22 protein-coding genes are annotated in these 20,833 nt (G+C 52.4%); 14 read left to right on the top strand and 8 right to left on the bottom strand.

The window, feature by feature from the left end:
* Positions 1-87: 87 nt before the first annotated feature.
* The gene (locus AAEY27_RS05320) at positions 88-246 is read right to left on the bottom strand and encodes a YqaE/Pmp3 family membrane protein (protein ID WP_342323867.1); all 159 of its coding nucleotides are present in this window, start codon (positions 244-246) and stop codon (positions 88-90) included.
* Positions 247-427: 181 nt separating this feature from the next.
* Here AAEY27_RS05320 and AAEY27_RS05315 point away from each other — a divergent pair, with 181 nt between their 5' ends.
* Positions 428-607 carry a hypothetical protein gene (locus tag AAEY27_RS05315; protein ID WP_342323866.1) on the top strand — a complete coding sequence of 60 codons (180 nt, stop codon included), beginning with the start codon at positions 428-430 and terminating at the stop codon, positions 605-607.
* Positions 608-1,049: 442 nt separating this feature from the next.
* Positions 1,050-1,499, top strand: coding sequence for an L-alanine exporter AlaE (gene alaE / locus AAEY27_RS05310; protein WP_342323865.1), 450 nt, complete (start codon positions 1,050-1,052; stop codon positions 1,497-1,499).
* Positions 1,500-1,512: 13 nt separating this feature from the next.
* Here the strand turns inward: alaE and AAEY27_RS05305 are convergent, their stop codons facing one another.
* The gene (locus tag AAEY27_RS05305) at positions 1,513-1,857 is read right to left on the bottom strand and encodes a DUF2002 family protein (RefSeq protein WP_342323864.1); all 345 of its coding nucleotides are present in this window, start codon (positions 1,855-1,857) and stop codon (positions 1,513-1,515) included.
* Between the two features lie 161 nt (positions 1,858-2,018).
* Between AAEY27_RS05305 and AAEY27_RS05300 the strand changes: the two genes are divergently transcribed.
* From AAEY27_RS05300 to emrB, 12 genes are all read left to right on the top strand, one after another.
* Positions 2,019-2,345 (top strand): DUF883 domain-containing protein, encoded by a 327-nt coding sequence (locus AAEY27_RS05300; protein WP_342323863.1) that lies wholly within the window; start codon positions 2,019-2,021, stop codon positions 2,343-2,345.
* A gap of 263 nt (positions 2,346-2,608) precedes the next feature.
* Positions 2,609-2,854 carry a glutaredoxin-like protein NrdH gene (gene nrdH / locus AAEY27_RS05295; protein WP_342323862.1) on the top strand — a complete coding sequence of 82 codons (246 nt, stop codon included), beginning with the start codon at positions 2,609-2,611 and terminating at the stop codon, positions 2,852-2,854.
* The gene (gene nrdI, locus AAEY27_RS05290) at positions 2,851-3,261 is read left to right on the top strand and encodes a class Ib ribonucleoside-diphosphate reductase assembly flavoprotein NrdI (RefSeq protein ID WP_342323861.1); all 411 of its coding nucleotides are present in this window, start codon (positions 2,851-2,853) and stop codon (positions 3,259-3,261) included. The genes nrdH and nrdI overlap by 4 nt, the downstream gene beginning before the upstream one ends.
* Positions 3,234-5,378 carry a class 1b ribonucleoside-diphosphate reductase subunit alpha gene (gene nrdE / locus AAEY27_RS05285; RefSeq protein ID WP_342323860.1) on the top strand — a complete coding sequence of 715 codons (2,145 nt, stop codon included), beginning with the start codon at positions 3,234-3,236 and terminating at the stop codon, positions 5,376-5,378. Before nrdI ends, nrdE begins: the two co-directional genes overlap by 28 nt.
* Positions 5,379-5,388: 10 nt before the next feature.
* Positions 5,389-6,351, top strand: a complete 963-nt coding sequence (gene nrdF, locus AAEY27_RS05280) for a class 1b ribonucleoside-diphosphate reductase subunit beta (protein ID WP_342323859.1) — start codon at positions 5,389-5,391, stop codon at positions 6,349-6,351.
* 388 nt (positions 6,352-6,739) lie between these two features.
* Positions 6,740-7,942, top strand: coding sequence for a glycine betaine/L-proline ABC transporter ATP-binding protein ProV (gene proV / locus AAEY27_RS05275; RefSeq protein WP_342323858.1), 1,203 nt, complete (start codon positions 6,740-6,742; stop codon positions 7,940-7,942).
* Entirely contained in the window at positions 7,935-9,002 is a 1,068-nt protein-coding gene (gene proW, locus AAEY27_RS05270) for a glycine betaine/L-proline ABC transporter permease ProW (protein ID WP_342323857.1), read from the top strand. Before proV ends, proW begins: the two co-directional genes overlap by 8 nt.
* Before the next feature lie 63 nt (positions 9,003-9,065).
* Positions 9,066-10,067, top strand: coding sequence for a glycine betaine/L-proline ABC transporter substrate-binding protein ProX (gene proX / locus AAEY27_RS05265; protein WP_342323856.1), 1,002 nt, complete (start codon positions 9,066-9,068; stop codon positions 10,065-10,067).
* Between the two features lie 282 nt (positions 10,068-10,349).
* Positions 10,350-11,528 carry an MFS transporter gene (locus AAEY27_RS05260; protein ID WP_342323855.1) on the top strand — a complete coding sequence of 393 codons (1,179 nt, stop codon included), beginning with the start codon at positions 10,350-10,352 and terminating at the stop codon, positions 11,526-11,528.
* Between the two features lie 446 nt (positions 11,529-11,974).
* Positions 11,975-12,505 carry a transcriptional repressor MprA gene (gene mprA, locus AAEY27_RS05255; RefSeq protein ID WP_342323854.1) on the top strand — a complete coding sequence of 177 codons (531 nt, stop codon included), beginning with the start codon at positions 11,975-11,977 and terminating at the stop codon, positions 12,503-12,505.
* Between the two features lie 119 nt (positions 12,506-12,624).
* The gene (gene emrA / locus AAEY27_RS05250; RefSeq protein ID WP_342323853.1) at positions 12,625-13,797 is read left to right on the top strand and encodes a multidrug efflux MFS transporter periplasmic adaptor subunit EmrA; all 1,173 of its coding nucleotides are present in this window, start codon (positions 12,625-12,627) and stop codon (positions 13,795-13,797) included.
* A gap of 15 nt (positions 13,798-13,812) precedes the next feature.
* Entirely contained in the window at positions 13,813-15,345 is a 1,533-nt protein-coding gene (gene emrB / locus AAEY27_RS05245) for a multidrug efflux MFS transporter permease subunit EmrB (protein ID WP_342323852.1), read from the top strand.
* 38 nt (positions 15,346-15,383) lie between these two features.
* On the opposite strand, the gene AAEY27_RS05240 is transcribed toward emrB, so the two are convergent.
* The 6 genes from AAEY27_RS05240 to yqaB all read right to left on the bottom strand — a co-directional run bounded on the left by AAEY27_RS05240 (position 15,384) and on the right by yqaB (position 20,747).
* Entirely contained in the window at positions 15,384-16,514 is a 1,131-nt protein-coding gene (locus AAEY27_RS05240; RefSeq protein ID WP_342323851.1) for an FKBP-type peptidyl-prolyl cis-trans isomerase N-terminal domain-containing protein, read from the bottom strand.
* Between the two features lie 281 nt (positions 16,515-16,795).
* Positions 16,796-17,167 (bottom strand): hypothetical protein, encoded by a 372-nt coding sequence (locus tag AAEY27_RS05235; protein ID WP_342323850.1) that lies wholly within the window; start codon positions 17,165-17,167, stop codon positions 16,796-16,798.
* Between the two features lie 294 nt (positions 17,168-17,461).
* On the bottom strand, positions 17,462-17,977 hold the full coding sequence (gene luxS / locus AAEY27_RS05230; protein ID WP_342323849.1) for an S-ribosylhomocysteine lyase: 516 nt from the start codon (positions 17,975-17,977) through the stop codon (positions 17,462-17,464).
* 153 nt (positions 17,978-18,130) lie between these two features.
* Complete coding sequence (gene gshA / locus AAEY27_RS05225; RefSeq protein ID WP_342323848.1) at positions 18,131-19,675, bottom strand: glutamate--cysteine ligase; 1,545 nt, start codon at positions 19,673-19,675, stop codon at positions 18,131-18,133.
* Positions 19,676-19,755: 80 nt separating this feature from the next.
* On the bottom strand, positions 19,756-20,184 hold the full coding sequence (locus tag AAEY27_RS05220; RefSeq protein ID WP_342323847.1) for a YqaA family protein: 429 nt from the start codon (positions 20,182-20,184) through the stop codon (positions 19,756-19,758).
* On the bottom strand, positions 20,181-20,747 hold the full coding sequence (yqaB, locus tag AAEY27_RS05215; RefSeq protein WP_342323846.1) for a fructose-1-phosphate/6-phosphogluconate phosphatase: 567 nt from the start codon (positions 20,745-20,747) through the stop codon (positions 20,181-20,183). The genes AAEY27_RS05220 and yqaB overlap by 4 nt, the downstream gene beginning before the upstream one ends.
* Between the last annotated feature and the right edge of the window lie 86 nt (positions 20,748-20,833).

Raw genomic sequence — 20,833 nt, 5'->3', positions numbered from 1 at the left:
GTGAGACAACCCGCGCGATACATTGCCGTCGCGCGGGTGATTTGATGAGTGGGATCGTCCTTCTAAAACAGGGCTGCCCTGAAGGGGTTAATCGCGGGTTTGTACCCAAAAGGCATGAATTAAACCGGGGATGTAGCCCAACAAGGTGAGCAAAATGTTAATGATAAATGCCCAGCCGAAGCCTTTGCCAATCAATACGCCCAATGGCGGAAGAAGAATCGTAATAACAACACGCCAGAAACCCATATAGCCTCCTATGCAAGTAAATTCCAGGTGATTGAAAAAATGACACAATCTCTTAAAGCTTAGCCACTTTGCCTGCACCTGCCACTCTCACATAGCCTGTTTACCCTCTTTTACGCTGTACCGACTTCGGAGTTCAGGCTATGTTTACATTTACAAGCTCGTTACAAATAAGGAGAAAAGCATGTTTGCAATTGGCGATATCGTGCAGCCGCGCATTGGCGGCCCTAAATTGAAAGTCCTCGAAGTTCATGAAGATCAAATTGTCGCCGTGCCGGCCTACGACGAACAGGCCGATAAAATCACCCTCAAAGCGGAAGATGTTTCTTTGTATAAAGAAGACGGCGATTTCGGCGTTTGCTGATTGGCTGCGGTGAGAACTCTCTCACCGCTTCAAATATTCATGCAATAAAACCGCATAAATTCCCATCCCATTTCTCAGCACTTAATCCTGCAAAGTTGCCTTGCCCAGCATAAAAAATGCTGCTGCTTATTCTGTAAGCACAACGGGAGCACAGCACACTAAAATTCTCTCCGCTGTCTTTATCGCTAGCGTCGTATGCTTTCTCTCATTCAGATTAACCATTTGATATAAATAGCATTTATTTAAATCCCCAACAAAAATAATGAAAGGGTTAAGATTTAACCAATCGCAGAGCACTTTATCCAACAAAGAAAAGAAAATAAAAATTTATCGCTAGTTGTGAGTTTCAAACCAGATGGATAATCTATTCGCATAAATCTAGCCGATTCAAAACGCTAAATACTGTTCGTTAGCCTTTTATTATTTATCAAGGAGCACTCCCATGTTCTCTTCGCAGTCTCGCCTGCGTCACGCCGCTGCGGACACCTTTGCGATGGTTGTCTATTGTTCGGTAGTGAACATGTTGATTGAAATATTCCTCTCCGGAATGAGCTTCGAACAGTCACTTTCATCACGCCTTGTCGCTATCCCGGTCAACATTATTATTGCCTGGCCTTATGGGCTGTATCGCGATCTGTTTATGCGTTATGCGCGCCGCATTAGCCCGTCTGGCTGGATGAAAAACCTGGCAGATGTGCTGGCTTATGTGACCTTTCAGTCACCGGTTTATGTGGCGATTCTGTGGACGGTGGGTGCGGACTGGCACCAAATTGTTGCGGCGGTGAGTTCGAATATCGTGCTGTCAATGATGATGGGGGCGGTTTACGGCTATTTCCTTGATTACTGCCGTCGCCTGTTCCGGGTGAGCAGTTACCACCAGGCCAAAGCCTGATGGCGCGCGGGTGTTAGTGCTGTTCGCCAAATAATCCGCTCAAAAATCTTTCCAGTGCCATGCGTGAACTGAAGCCGTGCGGAATACCGTAATGCTCCTGCGCGTGGCCCCCTAAATAGAGGGGAAAGTTCTGATAGTGATCGCACATCTTGATGTCCGAGGCAGGTTCCGCAAGCGATGAACTGCGTTCTTTTAACGTAGGGTGAATGATCAGCGCTGTGCGTCCCATCCGCGCTTCGCGATTAACATAAACATAATTTTCACCGCGGCGATAACCATAGGTTTTCGGCGTGGCCACATCCATCGTAAATCCTACATTTTCCAGAACACGTGCCACTTCATCGGGTCGTAAGTACATAGATTTTCCTCGTCATCTCTCTACTGCTTCGCCACCTTACAGTACTGAGCATGGACATTGACTCAGAAAATTCCACAAACGGACGTGAAAGAGGTGATCGCCGTCTGGCCTTGAAAATTATGGTCTAAACTAAAATTCACATCGAAAAAAGGGAGACTCCTATGTTTAACAGACCGAATCGCCGTGATGTAGATGAAGGTGTTCAGGATATCAATAACGATGTCAGCCAATTAGCCGATAGCCTGGAAGAAGTGCTTAAATCCTGGGGTAGCGATGCGAAAGATGAAGCTGATAGCGCACGTCGTAAAGCGCAAGCGCTGCTGAAAGAGACCCGCGCACGTATGCATGGGCGTAACCGTGTTCAGCAAGCCGCGCGCGATGCTGTTGGCTGTGCAGATACCTTTGTGAAAGACAAACCCTGGTGCAGCGTGGGTGCTGCCGCTGCGGTCGGGGTGTTCCTCGGCGCGTTGCTCAGTTTGCGCCGTTAACCGGCAAAAATAATTCTGAACCCCTGCGCGTTTCGCGACGTGCAGGGGTTTTTCTTTGCCCCTCGCTCGCGTATCCCTGTATAAAATCTAGACAATTCGCCCTTACCCATTCTGTTTATCAACTGGGCATAGCTCATGTTATTTTCCTATATATTGTGTGGTTGCATCTTTTGATAACTACATCTAGTATTTCTTCCAGTAGCAACACACTAACTGACGCGATACCTCGCGCCGTTCTTTCATTTTAAACGGAAATACGAACTATGCGCATTACCATTTACACTCGAAATGATTGTGTTCAATGTCACGCCACCAAACGTGCAATGGAAAACCGTGGTTTTGAATTCGAAATGGTGAACGTTGACCATGTGCCAGAAGCTGCCGATGAGCTTCGCGCGATGGGCTTTCGTCAGTTACCGGTGGTTGTCGCCGGCGAAACAAAATGGTCCGGTTTCCGCCCGGATATGATCAACAGCCTGCACACTGCCCCCAGCGTCGCCAGCGCATGAGCAATCTCGTCTACTTTTCCAGCAGCTCGGAAAACACGCAGCGCTTTATGACGCGCCTCGGGTTGCCCGCTGTGCGCATTCCGCTTAACGAGCGCGAACGTATTCAGGTAGACGAACCTTATATTCTGGTGGTTCCCAGTTATGGCGGCGGCGGTACGGCAGGCGCTGTGCCGCGCCAGGTGATTCGCTTTTTAAACGATCCGCAAAACCGCGCGTTGATTCGCGGCGTTATCGCCGCCGGTAACCGCAACTTCGGCGACGCCTATGGGCGCGCAGGCGATGTGGTGTCGCAAAAATGCGGCGTGCCGTATCTGTATCGTTTTGAGCTAATGGGAACCCAGCAGGACATCGACAATGTGCGTAAAGGAGTGAGCGAATTTTGGCAACGACAACCGCAGAGCGCGTGATGCAAGCCACGCCTGATTTCCATGCGCTGAATGCCATGCTGAATCTTTATGATAAAGACGGCCGCATTCAGTTTGATAAAGACCACGAGGCGGTCGACGCCTTTATGGCTCACCACGTGCGCCCGAATACCGTGACATTCAATAGCCAGGACGAGCGGCTGAACTGGTTGGTGGCGGAAAATTATTACGACGAAAGCGTGCTGGCGCGTTACGACCGCGCTTTCGTGGTCGACCTGATTGCGCAGGCGCACGCCAGCGGTTTTCGTTTCCAAACCTTTCTTGGTGCCTGGAAGTTCTACACCAGTTACACGCTGAAAACCTTTGATGGCAAACGCTATCTTGAGCATTTTGAAGACCGCGCGTGCATGGTGGCGTTGACGCTGGCGCAGGGCGATAAAGCGCTGGCGCAACAATTGACCGATGAAATTCTCTCTGGCCGCTTCCAGCCTGCGACACCAACTTTCCTCAATTGCGGTAAACAGCAGCGCGGCGAACTGGTTTCCTGCTTCCTGCTGCGCATTGAAGACAATATGGAATCCATTGGTCGCGCGGTGAACTCGGCGTTACAGCTTTCAAAACGCGGCGGCGGCGTGGCCTTTCTGCTCTCTAACCTGCGCGAAGCCGGTGCGCCGATCAAACGCATTGAAAACCAGTCTTCCGGCGTGATCCCTGTGATGAAGATGCTGGAAGATGCGTTCTCTTACGCCAACCAACTCGGCGCTCGCCAGGGCGCGGGCGCGGTGTATCTGCATGCGCATCATCCGGACATTCTGCGTTTTCTCGACACCAAACGCGAAAACGCCGACGAAAAAATCCGTATCAAAACCCTGTCGCTCGGCGTGGTGATCCCGGATGTGACCTTCCGTCTGGCGAAAGAGAATGCGCAAATGGCGCTGTTCTCGCCGTACGACGTTGAGCGCCTGTACGGCAAACCGTTTGGTGATGTCGCGATTAGCGAAATGTACGATCAACTGCTCGCCGACGACCGTGTACGCAAAACCTATATTAATGCCCGCGATTTCTTCCAGACGCTGGCGGAAATTCAGTTCGAATCCGGTTATCCGTACATCATGTTTGAAGATACGGTGAACCGCGCGAACCCGATTGCCGGGCGCATTAATATGAGCAACCTGTGCTCGGAGATTTTGCAGGTTAACAGCGCTTCGACCTTCGATGAGAACCTCGATTATGCCGAAACCGGGCGCGATATCTCCTGTAACCTCGGTTCGCTGAATATTGCCCACACCATGGATTCCCCCGATTTTGGCCGCACGGTGGAAACCGCCATTCGCGGGTTAACCGCCGTGTCCGATATGAGCCATATTCGTTCGGTGCCGTCGGTGGAATCCGGCAATGCCGCGTCGCACGCCATTGGGCTTGGTCAGATGAACCTGCACGGTTATCTGGCGCGGGAAGGCATTGCTTACGGCAGCCCGGAAGGGTTGGATTTCACCAATTTTTATTTCTACACCATCACCTGGCATGCGCTGCATACCTCGATGATGATCGCCCGTGAGCGCGGGCAGCAATTCGCCGGTTTCCCGGCGTCGCGCTACGCCAGCGGGGAGTATTTCAACCAGTACCTGGAAGGCGACTGGCAACCCAAAACGGAGAAAGTCCGTACGCTGTTTGAACGTGCCGGCATCACCATTCCGACGCGCGCGATGTGGCAACAACTGCGCGAAGATGTGATGCGTTACGGCATCTATAACCAGAACTTGCAGGCGGTTCCGCCGACCGGCTCCATTTCCTATATCAACCATGCGACATCGAGTATTCACCCGATTGTCTCGAAAATTGAAATTCGCAAGGAAGGCAAAACCGGGCGCGTTTATTACCCGGCGCCCTTTATGACCAATGACAACCTGGCGCTGTACGAAGATGCGTATGAAATCGGGCCGGAGAAAATCATTGATACCTATGCCGAAGCCACGCGCCATGTCGATCAGGGCTTGTCGCTGACGCTGTTCTTTAAAGACACAGCGACCACCCGCGACATCAACAAAGCGCAAATTTACGCATGGAAAAAAGGCATCAAGTCGCTGTATTACATCCGCCTGCGCCAGCTTGCGCTGGAAGGCACCGAGATTCAGGGCTGCGTGTCCTGCGCGTTGTAAGGAGAAAAGGATGAGCCAACTATCACGCGTCAGCGCGGTGAACTGGAACAAAATCCAGGACGATAAAGATCTGGAAGTGTGGAACCGGCTGACCAGCAACTTCTGGTTGCCGGAAAAAGTGCCGCTGTCGAATGATATTCCCGCCTGGCAGACCTTAAGTCCGGCAGAGCAGCAACTGACCATTCGCGTATTTACTGGCCTGACGCTGCTCGACACCATTCAGAACACCGTTGGCGCACCGGCATTAATGGCGGATTCGCTAACGCCGCACGAAGAAGCGGTGTTGTCGAATGTCAGCTTTATGGAAGCGGTGCACGCGCGTTCGTACAGTTCGATTTTTTCGACGCTATGCCAAAGCAAAGATGTTGATGCTGCTTATACCTGGAGCGAAGAAAACGGCGCGTTGCAGCGTAAAGCACAGCTGGTTTTGCAGTATTACCGCGCCGATGATCCGCTGAAAAAGAAAATCGCCAGTGTTTTTTTAGAGTCGTTTTTGTTCTATTCCGGTTTCTGGCTACCGATGTACTGGTCAAGCCGTGGCAAGCTGACCAACACCGCCGATTTGATTCGCCTGATCATTCGCGATGAAGCGGTTCACGGTTACTACATTGGTTATAAGTATCAGAAAGGGCTGGAGAAAGTCAGTGCGGAAAAACGTGAAGAGTTGAAAAACTTCGCGCTGGATCTGCTGATGGATCTCTACGAAAACGAGCTGAGCTATACCGAAGATTTGTACGCGGGCAGCGGCTGGGCGGAAGATGTGAAAGCGTTTCTCTGCTACAACGCCAACAAAGCGATGATGAACCTCGGTTACGAAGCGCTGTTCCCGGCGGAAATGGCAGAAGTGAACCCGGCCATTCTGTCCGCGCTGTCGCCGAATGCCGATGAAAACCACGACTTCTTCTCGGGTTCTGGCTCTTCATATGTGATGGGTAAAGCCGTCGAAACCGAAGACGAAGACTGGAACTTCTGACCGCCCTCTCCTCTCCCGTTTCGGGAGAGGAATATTCCCGCGATTATTTAATTTAAAATAGCCCGCAGCAAAAAAAGGTCATTAGTTATTTATTAATATTGCGTAAATTCTCAACATAATATCTTCAGCAGTTCTACACTGTAATTTCCATGTCATTTCCATCTGAACCACCACAATTCAGATGCGATTTCCCGATGGATAAGAAAAATTTACCATCCGCCGTCAGCCCTTATCTCATGGGAAATAGAGACGATTCTGCACCTGTCAATTCTGCAAAGCCCGCCGATTGAGGGTTGTCTCAGATTCTCAGTATGGTAGGGTAATGCCAGTTAATTATTCTCATTGGGTAGCATATCGACATAATAAATAACAGGAACTCTATTATTGCATGGCAATTAAATTAGAAGTTAAAAATCTCTACAAAGTATTTGGTGAGCATCCGCAGCGAGCTTTCAAATATATTGAAAAAGGACTTTCGAAAGAAGAAATACTGGAAAAAACGGGTCTGTCGCTTGGCGTTAAAGACGCCAGTCTGGCCATTGAAGAAGGCGAGATATTTGTCATCATGGGATTATCCGGCTCGGGTAAATCCACTATGGTACGCCTTCTCAATCGCCTGATTGAACCCACCCGCGGACAGGTGCTGATTGACGGCGTAGATATCGCCAAAATATCAGACGCCGAGTTGCGCGAGGTGCGCAGGAAAAAGATTGCGATGGTCTTCCAGTCATTTGCGCTAATGCCCCATTTGACGGTATTGGATAATACCGCGTTTGGTATGGAGTTAGCGGGCATTCCGGCGCAAGCGCGCCAGGAAAAAGCGCTGGATGCGCTGCGCCAGGTAGGCCTGGAAAATTATGCCCATGCCTACCCCGATGAACTCTCTGGCGGTATGCGCCAACGTGTAGGTTTGGCCCGTGCATTAGCCATCAATCCCGATATTTTATTAATGGATGAAGCCTTCTCGGCGCTCGATCCCTTAATTCGTACGGAAATGCAGGATGAATTGGTGAAGCTGCAAGCGAAACACCAGCGTACCGTCGTGTTTATTTCCCACGATCTGGATGAAGCAATGCGTATTGGCGACCGCATCGCCATTATGCAAAACGGCGAAGTGGTACAGGTGGGTACGCCGGATGAGATTTTGAATAATCCGGCCAATGATTATGTGCGCACCTTCTTCCGCGGTGTGGATATTAGCCAGGTGTTCAGCGCGAAAGATATTGCGCGTCGTACGCCGGTCGGTTTGATCCGCAAAACGCCGGGCTTTGGCCCGCGCTCTGCGCTGAAGTTATTGCAGGATGAAGACCGTGAATACGGTTATGTGATTGAACGCGGCAATAAATTTGTCGGCATTGTCTCCATCGACTCCCTGAAAGAGGCGTTAGGCCAGAGTCAGGGTATCGATGCGGCGTTAATTGACTCCCCGCTCGCGGTGGACGCCGAAACGCCGCTTAGCGAGTTGCTCTCCCATGTCGGACAGGCGCCCTGTGCGGTGCCAGTCGTCGGTGAAGAACAACAGTACGTGGGCATCATTTCCAAACGGATGCTGCTTCAGGCTTTAGATCGCGAGGGGGCAAACAATGGCTGATCAAAATAATCCGTGGGATAGCGCACCGGCAACGGACAACGCTGCACAATCTGCTGATGCATGGGGCGGCGGCGGTTCTGCCGCGCCAGCCGATGGCGGCGGCGCAGACTGGCTGCACAGCGCGCCCGCACCGGCACCAGAACATTTCAATATTATGGATCCGTTCCATAAGACGCTGATCCCGCTTGATAGCTGGGTGACACAGGCGATCGACTGGGTTGTGATGCACTTCCGCCCGGTGTTTCAGGGGATTCGTGTCCCGGTGGATTATATTCTGAGCGGCTTCCAGCAGTTGCTGCTGGGCATGCCATCGCCGGTGGCGATTATTGTTTTCTCCCTGATCGCCTGGCAGATGAGCAGCGCCGGGATGGGCGTGGCAACCCTGGTGTCGTTGATTGCGATTGGCGCAATTGGTGCCTGGTCGCAGGCAATGGTGACGCTGGCGCTGGTTCTGACCGCACTGCTGTTCTGCGTGGTAATCGGCTTGCCGATGGGGATATGGCTGGCGCGTAGCCAGCGGGCGGCGAAAATTATTCGCCCGCTGCTGGATGCGATGCAGACCACTCCGGCATTTGTTTACCTGGTGCCGATTGTGATGCTGTTTGGTATCGGCAACGTACCGGGTGTGGTGGTGACGATTATCTTCGCCCTGCCGCCGGTCGTGCGCCTGACCATCCTCGGGATTAACCAGGTTCCGGCTGATTTGATTGAAGCTTCACGCTCATTTGGTGCCAGCCCGCGCCAGATGTTGTTCAAAGTACAGTTACCGCTGGCCATGCCGACCATTATGGCGGGAATTAACCAGACGTTGATGCTTGCCCTCTCCATGGTAGTGATCGCCTCGATGATCGCCGTTGGTGGGCTTGGCCAGATGGTACTGCGCGGAATTGGCCGTCTCGATATGGGGCTTGCCACCGTCGGCGGCGTGGGGATCGTTATCCTCGCCATCATTCTCGACCGCCTGACACAGGCTGTCGGTCGCGATTCCCGTAGCCGCGGTAATCGTCGCTGGTATCAAACCGGCCCGCTGGGTCTGCTGACCCGCCCATTCGCAAAATAAACCTCTTGCCCGGTGCACACCGTACCGGGCAACAGCGTCCCACCTGAAAAATAAGGAACAACGATGCGACATAGCGTACTTTTTGCCACAGCGTTTGCCACCCTTGTCTCTACCAGCACATTTGCTGCAGATGCAGATTTGCCCGGCAAAGGCATCACCGTAAAACCTTTCCAGAGCACCATTGCGGAAGAAGCCTTCCAGACTTTGCTGGTCAGCCGCGCGCTGGAGAAGCTCGGCTACACCGTCGATAAACCCGACGAAGTGGATTACAACGTCGGTTACACCTCACTGGCGGCGGGTGATGTCACCTTCACCGCCGTGAACTGGCAGCCGCTGCACGACGATATGTATGCTGCCGCGGGCGGCGCGAAAAAATTCTACCGCGAAGGCACCTTCGTGACTGGCGCAGCGCAGGGTTACCTGATCGACAAGAAAACCGCCGACAAGTACCACATCACCAATATTGAGCAGTTAAAAGACCCGAAAATCGCCAAACTGTTTGATGGCAACGGTGACGGCAAAGCCGACATGATGGGTTGCTCACCGGGCTGGGGCTGTGAAGCGGTAATTAACCACCAGCACCAGGCGTACGGTCTGGAAAACACGGTAACGGTTAACCACGGTAACTATTCCGCAATGATGGCCGACACCATCACTCGCTTCAAAGAAGGCAAACCGATTCTGTATTACACCTGGACGCCGTACTGGGTGAGCGACGTGCTGAAACCAGGTAAAGATGTGGTCTGGCTGCAGGTGCCGTTCTCTTCCCTGCCGGGCGAGCAGAAAGATATCGATACCAAACTGCCGAACGGCATGAACTATGGCTTCCCGGTGAACACCATGCATATCGTTGCCAACAAAGCCTGGGCCGAGAAAAACCCGGCGGCGGCGAAGCTGTTCTCGGTGATGAAACTGCCGCTGGCGGATATCAACGCGCAGAATGCCATGATGCATGAAGGCAAATCGTCTGAAGCGGATGTTCAGGGCCACGTTGATGGCTGGATCAAAGCGCACCAGCAGCTGTTTGACGGCTGGGTGAAAGAAGCGCTGGCCGCTCAGAAATAACGCGTTTCCCATCACAAACGCATTAGAGCGCCATCTGGATTTGTGCCAGATGGCGCTTTTGTTTATCTGGCTTGCGGATATGGTGTCGGTATTTCGCCGGATGGCGGCTTCGCCTTATCCGGCCTACGGGTGCGGAATCGGTTTGTAGGCCCGGTAAACGTTAGCGCCACCGGGCGTGTCATCTTATCTGGCATAGATATGCTGCACAGATGACAACACATAACCCCAATCAATTGGTTATGATAGATTTCCGGCTAAACCATTACCTGACTTATTATTCCCATGACGAAACCAAACCAGGGCCTGAGCCCGGCGCTGATTGCGCTGATGTCCGTTGCCACCGGCCTCGCCGTCGCCAGCAACTACTACCCGCAACCGCTGCTTGATACCATCGCCAACGCCTTTTCGCTCTCGCCTAACCAGGCTGGGTTTATTGTCACCGCGGCCCAGCTTGGCTACGCCGCCGGGCTGCTGTTTTTGGTGCCGCTGGGCGATATGTTTGAGCGTCGCACGCTGATCGTAGTGATGTCGTTACTCTCGGCGGGCGGCATGTTGATCACCGCCAGTAGCCCGTCGCTTAGTTTGATGATCCTCGGTACGTTGCTGACCGGCCTGTTTTCCGTGGTGGCGCAGATCCTCGTGCCGTTGGCGGCGACGCTCGCCTCGCCGGAAAAGCGCGGCAAAGTAGTTGGCACGATTATGAGCGGCCTGCTGCTCGGGATTTTGCTGGCGCGCACCGTGGCCGGGCTACTTGCCAGCCTCGGCGGCTGGCGCACTGTCTATTGGGTTGCCAGCGTATTAATGGTGTTGATGGCGCTGGCGCTGTGGCGCGGTTTGCCGAAACTCAAGCAGGAAAACCATCTCAATTATCCTCAACTGCTCGGCTCGGTATTCACGCTGTTCGCAGGCAATAAACTGTTGCGCACCCGCGCGATACTCGGCTGCCTGTGTTTTGCCAACTTCAGCATTCTATGGACGTCGATGGCGTTTCTGCTGGCCTCGCCGCCGTTTAACTACTCTGAAGCGGTGATTGGCCTGTTTGGTCTGGTAGGAGCGGCGGGTGCGCTGGGCGCTCGTCAGGCGGGCGGTCTGGCCGATAAAGGAAAATCGCACCTCACCACCACGTTCGGCCTGATTTTGCTGCTGCTCTCGTGGGTTGCCACCTGGCTGGGTCACAGTTCCGTGATCGCGCTGGTTATCGGCATTATCGTGCTGGATCTCACCGTGCAGGCCGTACACATTACCAACCAGACGATTATCTACCGCGTGAACCCGGATGCGCGTAACCGCCTGACCGCCGGGTATATGACCAGCTATTTTATTGGCGGCGCGGCGGGTTCGTTGATTTCCGCCTCCGCCTGGCAACACGCGGGCTGGACGGGCGTGTGCGTGGCGGGCTGCACGCTCGCAGTACTCAACCTGCTAGTGTGGTGGCGAGGATTCCAACGGCAGGAGGCATAACCGCGATTACCCCCACGTTTATTGGATTCGGTGAAACCCGGGGTGTTAAGGCGCCCCCCAGTCTGTTAAGGTTATGGGACTTGTTTATCCCGGTTATATTAACGTGGGTGATATATAACAAACATTATGGATATGGATAGTTCAACTACAGTAGCCGCCTCGTTCAAGGCGGCAACCTTACCGGAAGGGATCCGAAACAGTCTTGCCACCGTCTCAAGCAACGTCCCGGTTACGTTTGCCTTCGACATGTTTGCCACCCGGCTCGGTTTTACTTCCCTACACAGCATCTTTAACACGCCCATGCGGCGTCGCGTTCGCGCGCACGGAGTCGTTGGAAAATTCCAACGGATATATAGATAAAGCAAATTTATTAGTACAAATAATACATTTACTTTATTTGTCACTGTCGTTACTATATCGACTGCAATTAATGAGGTTATACCCAAATGGATAGTTCGTTTACGCCCATTGAACAAATGCTTAAGTTTCGCGCCAGCCGTTATGAAGATTTCCCGTTTCAGGAAATTTTGCTGACCCGCCTGTGTATGCACATGCAGGGCAAGCTGCTGGAAAACCGCAATAAGATGCTGAAAGCGCAGGGCATTAACGAGACGTTGTTTATGGCGTTGATTACGCTGGAATCTCAGGAAAACCACAGTATTCAGCCTTCTGAGCTTAGCAGCGCGCTGGGTTCATCGCGCACCAATGCGACGCGTATCGCCGATGAGCTGGAAAAGCGCGGCTGGATTGAGCGCCGCGAAAGCGATAACGATCGCCGCTGTTTGCACCTGCAACTGACTGATAAAGGTCACGAATTCCTGCGCCAAGTTCTGCCCCCGCAGCACAATTGCCTGCACCAACTCTGGTCTTCGTTGACGGTTGGCGAAAAAGACCAGCTCGAGCAAATCACCCGCAAACTCCTGTCACGTCTCGACCAGATGGATGAAGAAGATGTCATCCTTGAGGCGCTGCGCTAACGCGACTATCTGCTTGAATATCCAGGATATAAGAATATTGAAGGGCCGGCATTTCGCTGGCCTTTCTGACGAAAGGTCGGCCCTCGCCGAAATGAAAATATAAGATCGTGGAGAAAAACATGAGCGCTATTGCGGAGAGTCAACCCCCGCAGCAACCGGTCAAGAAGAAAGGGAAACGCAAAGGCCTGCTTCTTCTTTTGACCTTGCTCTTTATTGTTATTGCCGTGGCATATGGGATTTATTGGTTTTTGGTACTGCGTCATTTTCAAGAAACGGATGACGCATACGTGGCAGGGAACCAAGTTCAAATCATGTCGCAGGTATCCGGCAGCGTGACGAAAGTCTGGGCCGACAATACCGATTTAGTAAAACAAGGGGATGTGCTGGTCACGCTGGATGCCACCGACGCCCAGCAAGCGTTTGAAAAAGCGCAAACTGAGCTGGCGAGCAGCGTGCGACAAACCCGCCAGTCGATGATCAACAGCAAGCAGTTGCTGGCGAGCATTGAACTGAAAAAAACCGCACTGGCGCAGGCACAAAGCGATTTTAACCGCCGGGTGCCGCTGGGAAGCGCCAATTTGATTGGCCGCGAAGAACTGCAACACGCCCGTGATGCGGTCGCCAGCGCGCAAGCCGAACTGGATGTCGCCGTTCAGCAATACAACGCTAATCAGGCGATCATTCTTGATACTCGCCTTGAAAACCAACCTGCGGTAATGCAGGCCGCCACCGAAGTGCGGAATAGCTGGCTGGCGCTGCAACGTACCAAGATTGTAAGCCCCATCACCGGTTACGTGTCCCGCCGTGCCGTGCAGCCTGGCGCGCAGATTAGCTCCACAACGTCGTTGATGGCCGTGGTGCCGGCAACCCATTTGTGGGTGGACGCGAACTTCAAAGAGACGCAAGTCGCGCATATGCGCATCGGGCAAACTGCGACGGTCATCAGTGATATCTACGGCGATGAGGTGGAGTACAGCGGTAAAGTTGTCGGTCTCGATATGGGTACCGGGAGCGCCTTCTCGCTGCTGCCAGCGCAAAACGCCACCGGTAACTGGATCAAAGTGGTTCAGCGCCTGCCGGTGCGTATTGAGCTGGATGCGAAACAACTCGCCGATCATCCGCTGCGCATTGGCCTTTCGACACTGGTGAAAGTGGACACTTCTGCCCGTGACGGCCAAGTGCTGGCCAGCCAGGTGCGTACCCGCCCGGCATACGAAAGCAACGCCCGGGAAATCAACCTTGAGCCGGTCAACACGCTTATCGATAACATCGTCAAAGCCAACGCCGGTTAATTTGAGGTGAGTGCAATGCACAGGAAACCGCTGGAAGGCGCGCAACTGGTCATTATGACCATTGCGCTTTCGCTTGCGACCTTCATGCAGGTGCTGGATTCCACCATCGCCAACGTTGCGATTCCAACCATCGCCGGTAACCTTGGTTCCTCGTTGAGCCAGGGGACGTGGGTGATCACCTCGTTCGGCGTGGCGAATGCGATTTCGATTCCGATCACCGGCTGGCTGGCGAAACGCGTCGGCGAAGTGAAGCTGTTTCTCTGGTCGACCGTGGCGTTTGCCATCGCCTCCTGGGCGTGCGGTGTCTCCAATAGTCTGGGGATGCTGATTTTCTTTCGCGTCATCCAGGGGATTGTCGCCGGGCCGTTGATTCCGCTCTCGCAAAGCCTGCTGCTGAGTAACTACCCGCCTGCCAAACGCTCTATCGCGCTGGCGTTGTGGTCGATGACGGTGATTGTCGCGCCGATTTGTGGGCCGATCCTTGGCGGGTATATCAGCGATAACTACCACTGGGGTTGGATTTTCTTTATCAACGTGCCGATTGGCGCGCTGGTGGTGTTGCTGACGCTGCAAAGCTTGCGCGGTCGTGAAACACGTACCGAACAGCGGCGCATTGACGGCATTGGCCTGGCGCTGTTGGTGGTGGGCATCGGTAGCCTGCAAGTCATGCTCGACCAGGGTAAAGAGCTGGATTGGTTTAACTCCACAGAAATCATCGTGCTGACGATCGTCGCCGTGGTGTCGATAAGCTTCCTGGTGGTGTGGGAGTTGACCGATGACAACCCGATTGTCGACCTGTCGCTGTTTAAGTCGCGCAACTTTACCATTGGCTGTTTATGTATCAGCCTCGCTTATATGCTCTACTTCGGCGCGATTGTTTTGCTGCCGCAGTTGTTGCAGGAGGTGTATGGCTATACCGCGACCTGGGCGGGTCTGGCGTCTGCGCCTGTTGGGGTGATCCCGGTATTGCTATCGCCGATTATTGGCCGCTTCGCGCATAAGCTGGATATGCGCCGTCTGGTGACATTTAGCTTTATTATGTATGCGGTGTGCTTCTATTGGCGTGCGTATACTTTCGAGCCGGGAATGGATTTTGGCGCGTCGGCGTGGCCGCAGTTTATTCAGGGCTTCGCGGTGGCATGCTTCTTTATGCCACTGACCACCATAACCCTTTCCGGTTTGCCGCCTGAACGGTTGGCAGCGGCGTCCAGTTTATCGAACTTTACGCGAACGCTTGCCGGTTCCATCGGTACGTCGATTACCACGACACTATGGACCAACCGGGAGTCGTTGCACCACGCGCAATTGACGGAATCGGTTAATCCGTACAACCCGAACTCGCAAGCAATGTATGACCAACTGCAAGGGCTGGGCATGTCGCAGCAACAGTCATCAAGCTGGATTGCGCAGCAAATTACTAACCAGGGGCTGATTATCTCGGCTAACGAGATTTTCTGGTTCTCGGCGGGCGTGTTCTTGATCCTGCTTGGGCTGGTGTGGTTTGCGAGACCACCGTTTGGCGCAGGCGGCGGTGGCGGCGCGCATTAGTGATGAAAGCAAATCGCCTCCATTTAGGAGGCGATTTTTTATTTTTCGATGCTGAGAACTTCCAGTGTCATGGTCGAGGCTACACCGGCGGGCACCTTGCCGGGTATTCCCTCTTCACCATAAGCCAGTTCGACGGGGATATAAATTTTCACCCTGCCGCCAATAACCAGCTTTTCCACACCGACGCGCATCAATGGCGGAAGCTCGCTCACCCGGCCGGTATGAACCTCTCCCTGCGCCAGAACTTGCCCGGAGCTGATGGTTTCATCCACTTTGAAGCGGATGACATCGTTATTACTGATCGCTGCCCCTAGCCCGCGCTTCTCAACCAGATAGATGACGCCGTTTTCTCCCCGCACAGCACCTTTAAGCTTTGCCGCGCTGGCGAGAAGCGCCTGCGCCCGCTTCTTGTTTTGCGCCATATCGCGTTTTCGCGCATCATCCACTTGCTTGTTAAGGGTGTCCAGTGCCTTCTCGATATCGGCATTCTTCATCTGCAAGCTACCGGCGAATTTGTCCTGTAAACCTTGCACAAAAGCGGGAGGCATAAATTTCTGCCCGGTGCTTTTCAGCATTTCGCTTTCGAGTTGCACTTTTGCCGCAAACCAGACGCCCCAGGCATAGTTTGTCCTCGCCTGAGCTGATTTATTTGCGGCCAGCGAGTAAAGCGGCGCCGTGGTTTTCTCGGCCTCTTTTGCAGGCGCGTGGGTTGTTGCCAGCGCAGTGGTGAGCTGCTTCTCAACCGTCGCCTTCTCTTCAGCGCTCTGTTTCAATTTCTCTTCCAGCGCCGCGATACGCGCCGTTTGCTCGCTTATTTTCTTTGTGGCGACATCAAGCTGGCCCTTTATCTCATCATGCTTTTTATTCGCTTGCGTGAGCTGCTTAGCGTGATCCGCCGTTTTCGTTGCCGCGATTTGTAGCGTCGAGCTTTGTTCTGCACGCTGCTTTTTCTCTTCAGCCAACTGCTGTTGGCTGGTTTTGAGCTGCTGTTGCAGTTGCTTGTTCTCGTCGCTGACAGCCTGTAATTTCCCGGCATCCTGCGCGTGCTTTTTATTCGTTTCCGCAAGCTGCTGCAACTGCTGCTTCAACTGTTTGTTTTCCTGACTAACGGTATTGTTCTGCTCAACCGGGGCCTTTGCAGGTGCAGCTGCGGCTTGTTTTTTTCGCAATACTTGTACTTCACGCCGTGACGCCGCGAGCTTACTTTTCAGCTGCCTGATCTCTTTAGTGCTTGCCTCTTCTTTGGGCACATCGCGCTTTGGCGCAGGAGCCGGAGAGGCAGGCATGGCAACCTTGCTTGCAGAAGTACTGTCATTGGTGAAAGGGGATTTTGGCTCGACGGATATTATGTTCTCTTTGCTAAGGCGGTCGAGTAGCGCCGCAGGATCAGCACAGACCGCAGAGGTTGAAATAGCCGATAACAATACAGCTGATGAATATAATAGTTTTCTCATAACTGTTTCAGTGTATTTGCTCGTCTGGACATATCCGTGAATACCGCGCTGCGTACGCGAGAACAGACAACTTCAATTTTGTTGTCAATTTCAGATTTCATTATTTCCGACGAGTTGTTATCTATTATCGGCTGATTTTTCTTATAAACTTCGTAGGTTTGATTGATGGTGTTGAACTGTTGCTTATATGTTTCATAAGCTGAGTTATCTAAACCTTTTAATGCGGTGAGTAGCTCATAACACTGCTGTGTTTGCTGCTTTTGCGGCGCATCCTGCACTACTGTGGGCACTGTCGATTTGACGCAACCGGCTAATGTGAGCGGTAAAAAAATTGAGGTACATATGATAGAAAACTGTAAACGCCGCATAATATCCTCGTCATTCAGGCATCTTTTTCGCTGAAATTTGTTTATAAGGTAAATATATTGAAAGTAAACGTTCGTCTAATAACGACGAGGTGAGAAAACTATCATGGCAAGAATTAAATGACAACCAGAAGACATTTAGCTAAACAGGATATTACAGACACATTAATAATTAATATAAATTCAAAGCTTGAATATATTTCGTGAATAAAAATTATCTGATAGATACCAGCCAAATAATAATACCGCCTTCTGCTAACAGAAAGGCGGTATTAAAGACAACGACAAAAATGGCAGCTAGATGTGCAATTCCTGCAGCTTTTCTTTCGGCAGGGCCAGCTCTTCGTTGCTGTTGACGCGAACATCGCGATCGAGGATGTGGCGCGCGATTTCCTGCGCTTCGTCCAGCGAGTGCATCTGGTAAGTCCCGCACTGGTAAACGTTCAGTTCCGGGATTTGGTTCTGCTCTTTAACCTTCAGAACGTCGGCCATCGCCGCTTTCCAGGCGTCAGCGACACGCTGTTCATCCGGCGTACCGATCAGACTCATATAGAAGCCTGTGCGGCAGCCCATCGGGGAGATGTCGATAATCTCAACGCCATTGCCATTGAGGTGATTACGCATAAAACCCGCGAACAGATGCTCAAGCGTATGAATGCCTTTTTCCGGCATCACTTCTTTGTTCGGTACGCAGAAACGCAGGTCGAATACGGTGATGGTGTCGCCGTGCGGGGTGTCCATGGTCTTGGCAACACGGACTGCAGGCGCTTCCATACGGGTATGATCGACAGTGAAGCTATCCAATAACGGCATTTAGTCACCTCCGATAGTGATTTTTTTAAAAATAAAGTGAACTCTTTTTTCCCGTGCGAGTCTGAGTATGTGAAAGACGCGCATTTGTTATCATCATCCCTGATTTTCAGAGATGAAATTTTGGCCACAGCGATGTGGCCTTTTTCTTTTCTATCAGGCGTGACGTGCGAGCAACGCTTCAAATGACTCCGTATCCCCGGCTTCAACTTCAGCCTGACGCGCCAGCGATGCTTTGCATTCAGCGATAAAATCTTCTTCACGCAAGATTTCCAGCGGCTCTTCACGCAGCTGCGAACGGTACTGATCGCCCAGCGCCTTACCTGTACCGCCAATTCCATCATCAATCATTGAGCGCAGAATACGCGCAGAGAACGTCAATTCAGGATCGTCGAAACTGGCGACCAGCTGGTCACATACTTTTTCATACTCATTGCCACCGTACACGCCATCCAGCGTTTGTGCCACTCGTTTCAGATCGCCAAACAGATCCTTGCCGACTTGCGCCAATGGGAATTGCGCCGTTTCACAGCCTATACCCAGCGTTAAACCTGGCTTACGACCTTCCAGAATCACGCGGTTCCAGTTGGTGCGAGTACACAGCAATTCGTCGCTACTCATTTCCGGTGCGTCGGCCAGCACACACCAGACCATAAACAGATCGAGGAAGCGCACCTGCTGCTCGTCAACGCCAATCGCAGTGAACGGGTTGATATCCAGCGAGCGCACTTCGATGTATTCAATACCGCCGCGCAGCAGCGCATCCGACGGCGTTTCGCCGCTGCGGGTCACGCGCTTCGGGCGGATCGGCGCATACAGCTCGTTCTCTATCTGCAAAATATTGGTATTGATTTGCAGATACTTGCCATCTTTTTTCAAGCCGATTTTCGCGTATTCTTCTGAAGGCGTTTTGATGGCGCGCTTCAGGGCAACGACGTAATCATGCAGGTTGTTAAAGGTAATGCCCAAGTTGTTCTGCGATTTATTGGTGTAACCCAAATCGCTCATACGCAATGAGGTCGCATACGGCAGATAGTACATACCGTTTGGCGTTTTCTCGAACGGCAGTGTGGTCGGCTTTCCTTGCAGAAACGACGGGCAGATCGCCGGGGATGCACCGAACAGGTACGGGATTACCCAGCCAAAACGGTAATAGTTGCGGATCAGACGGAAATAGCCATCTGACACCGTTTCTTTATCCGTACTGCCGCTTTTGGCTTCCCAGAAAGCCATCGGTAGCGAAAAGTTGTAATGCACGCCAGAGATAACCTGCATCAACGCGCCGTAGCGGTTTTTCAGCCCTTCGCGATAAAGCGTTTTCAGGCGCCCGATATTAGAGGTGCCATATTGCGCCAACTCAATATCCTGCCCTTCTTTTATATAGCACGGCATGCTGAGCGGCCACAGGCGCTCATCGCCAATCTGGCGGGCAGTGTAGCGATGAACATCGCGCATCACCGTCAGCATATGGTCGATATCGCCATCAACCGGAGTGATAAACTCCAGCAGCGCTTCGGCGAAATCAGTGGTAATCCATTTATGGGTCAGTGCAGAACCAAGCGTTGCCGCATGACCCGTTGTTGCTAAAGAACCATCCGCATTGACGCGCAAAGTTTCACGTTCAAGACCGCGTTGGATCCCCTTGAGAGCCTGAGGATGTTTTTCCAGCCAGGACAACGCCTGTGATACGTCCGGGATCAAATTGACCTCCCGCCTGTAATAATCATTTTATTAAGCATAATTGTAATGGTTGACGATGAAAGGTCACTCACACAGTCCAATTAGTGCCACCACGTCATACCTTGCAACGTTACGAGGGCGAGAGCCACATAGCGCAACGCTTTGCCAAGGCATAAAAAAATCAGAACTGGCCCCCACGGGAGCCGCATCCATCCCGCAAGAAAGCACAGTAAATCGCCTATAACAGGCACCCAACTCAACAACAGCGCCGCAGCGCCGTAACGTCTGAGCCAGCCGGTCGCTTTTTCCTGCCAGCGCGATGCTTTGCGCTGCAAAACGAAACGCCCAAGAATAACGTTAGTCAGCCCTCCAAGGCTATTACCTATTATTGCTATTACAACAAGCAGCCAGGGCTGACTAACATGCGTGAGTAACATCGCAACCAGCACAACTTCAGAATTGCCGGGCAACAGCGTGGCACTGAGAAAACTGCTGGCAAACAATGAAAAAAGTGACAGAGCGTCACTCACAATACGCGAACATCCACAACGTCCATACCGGCAGCGTGCGCGGCCATCAAGCCGAAATCAGCATCTTCAAACACGACGCACTGCGATGGATCCACACCCATTTTTTGGGCGCAGAGCAGGAAAGTATCCGGTGCAGGTTTATGATTTTTAACGTGATCGGCGGCGATGACCGCAGTGAAGTATTGGCGTAAGCCAAGATGCGTCAGCAGAACTTCGGCAATTGCGCTTTCACTGCCTGTGCCAACGGACATTGGACGGCGACCATGCCACTCTTTCACCACGTCAATCAGCGGTAACGGGCGCACACAATCCAACAACATTGTTTTCACCGCTGCGGTTTTCTCATTAGCCAGTAAATGGGGATCGAAATCGGCCTGGTTTGCTTCGATGATCGCCTGCGCGATACGCCATGTGGGTGAGCCATTCAGCCCGACCATCGCCTGTTCATCAAAACGCATTCCGTAGTGCGCCAACACTTCATGCCAGGCCTTGCGGTGGGTCGGTTCAGTATCGAGGATGGTGCCATCCATATCGAAAATCAGACCAGCGTAACGTTCGTACATCGTGCTCTCGTAAACCAGATAACAAACATTTACTTTAACGTAAACAAGGCTTTTTGTCGCTGCCAGCGAACAATAAGCAGAGGGGT

Source organism: Kosakonia sp. BYX6 (assembly GCF_038449125.1).
Lineage (GTDB): Bacteria > Pseudomonadota > Gammaproteobacteria > Enterobacterales > Enterobacteriaceae > Kosakonia > Kosakonia calanthes.
Note: the sequence above shows the minus strand (reverse complement) of the source record. Positions and strands in the feature narration are given on the sequence as shown.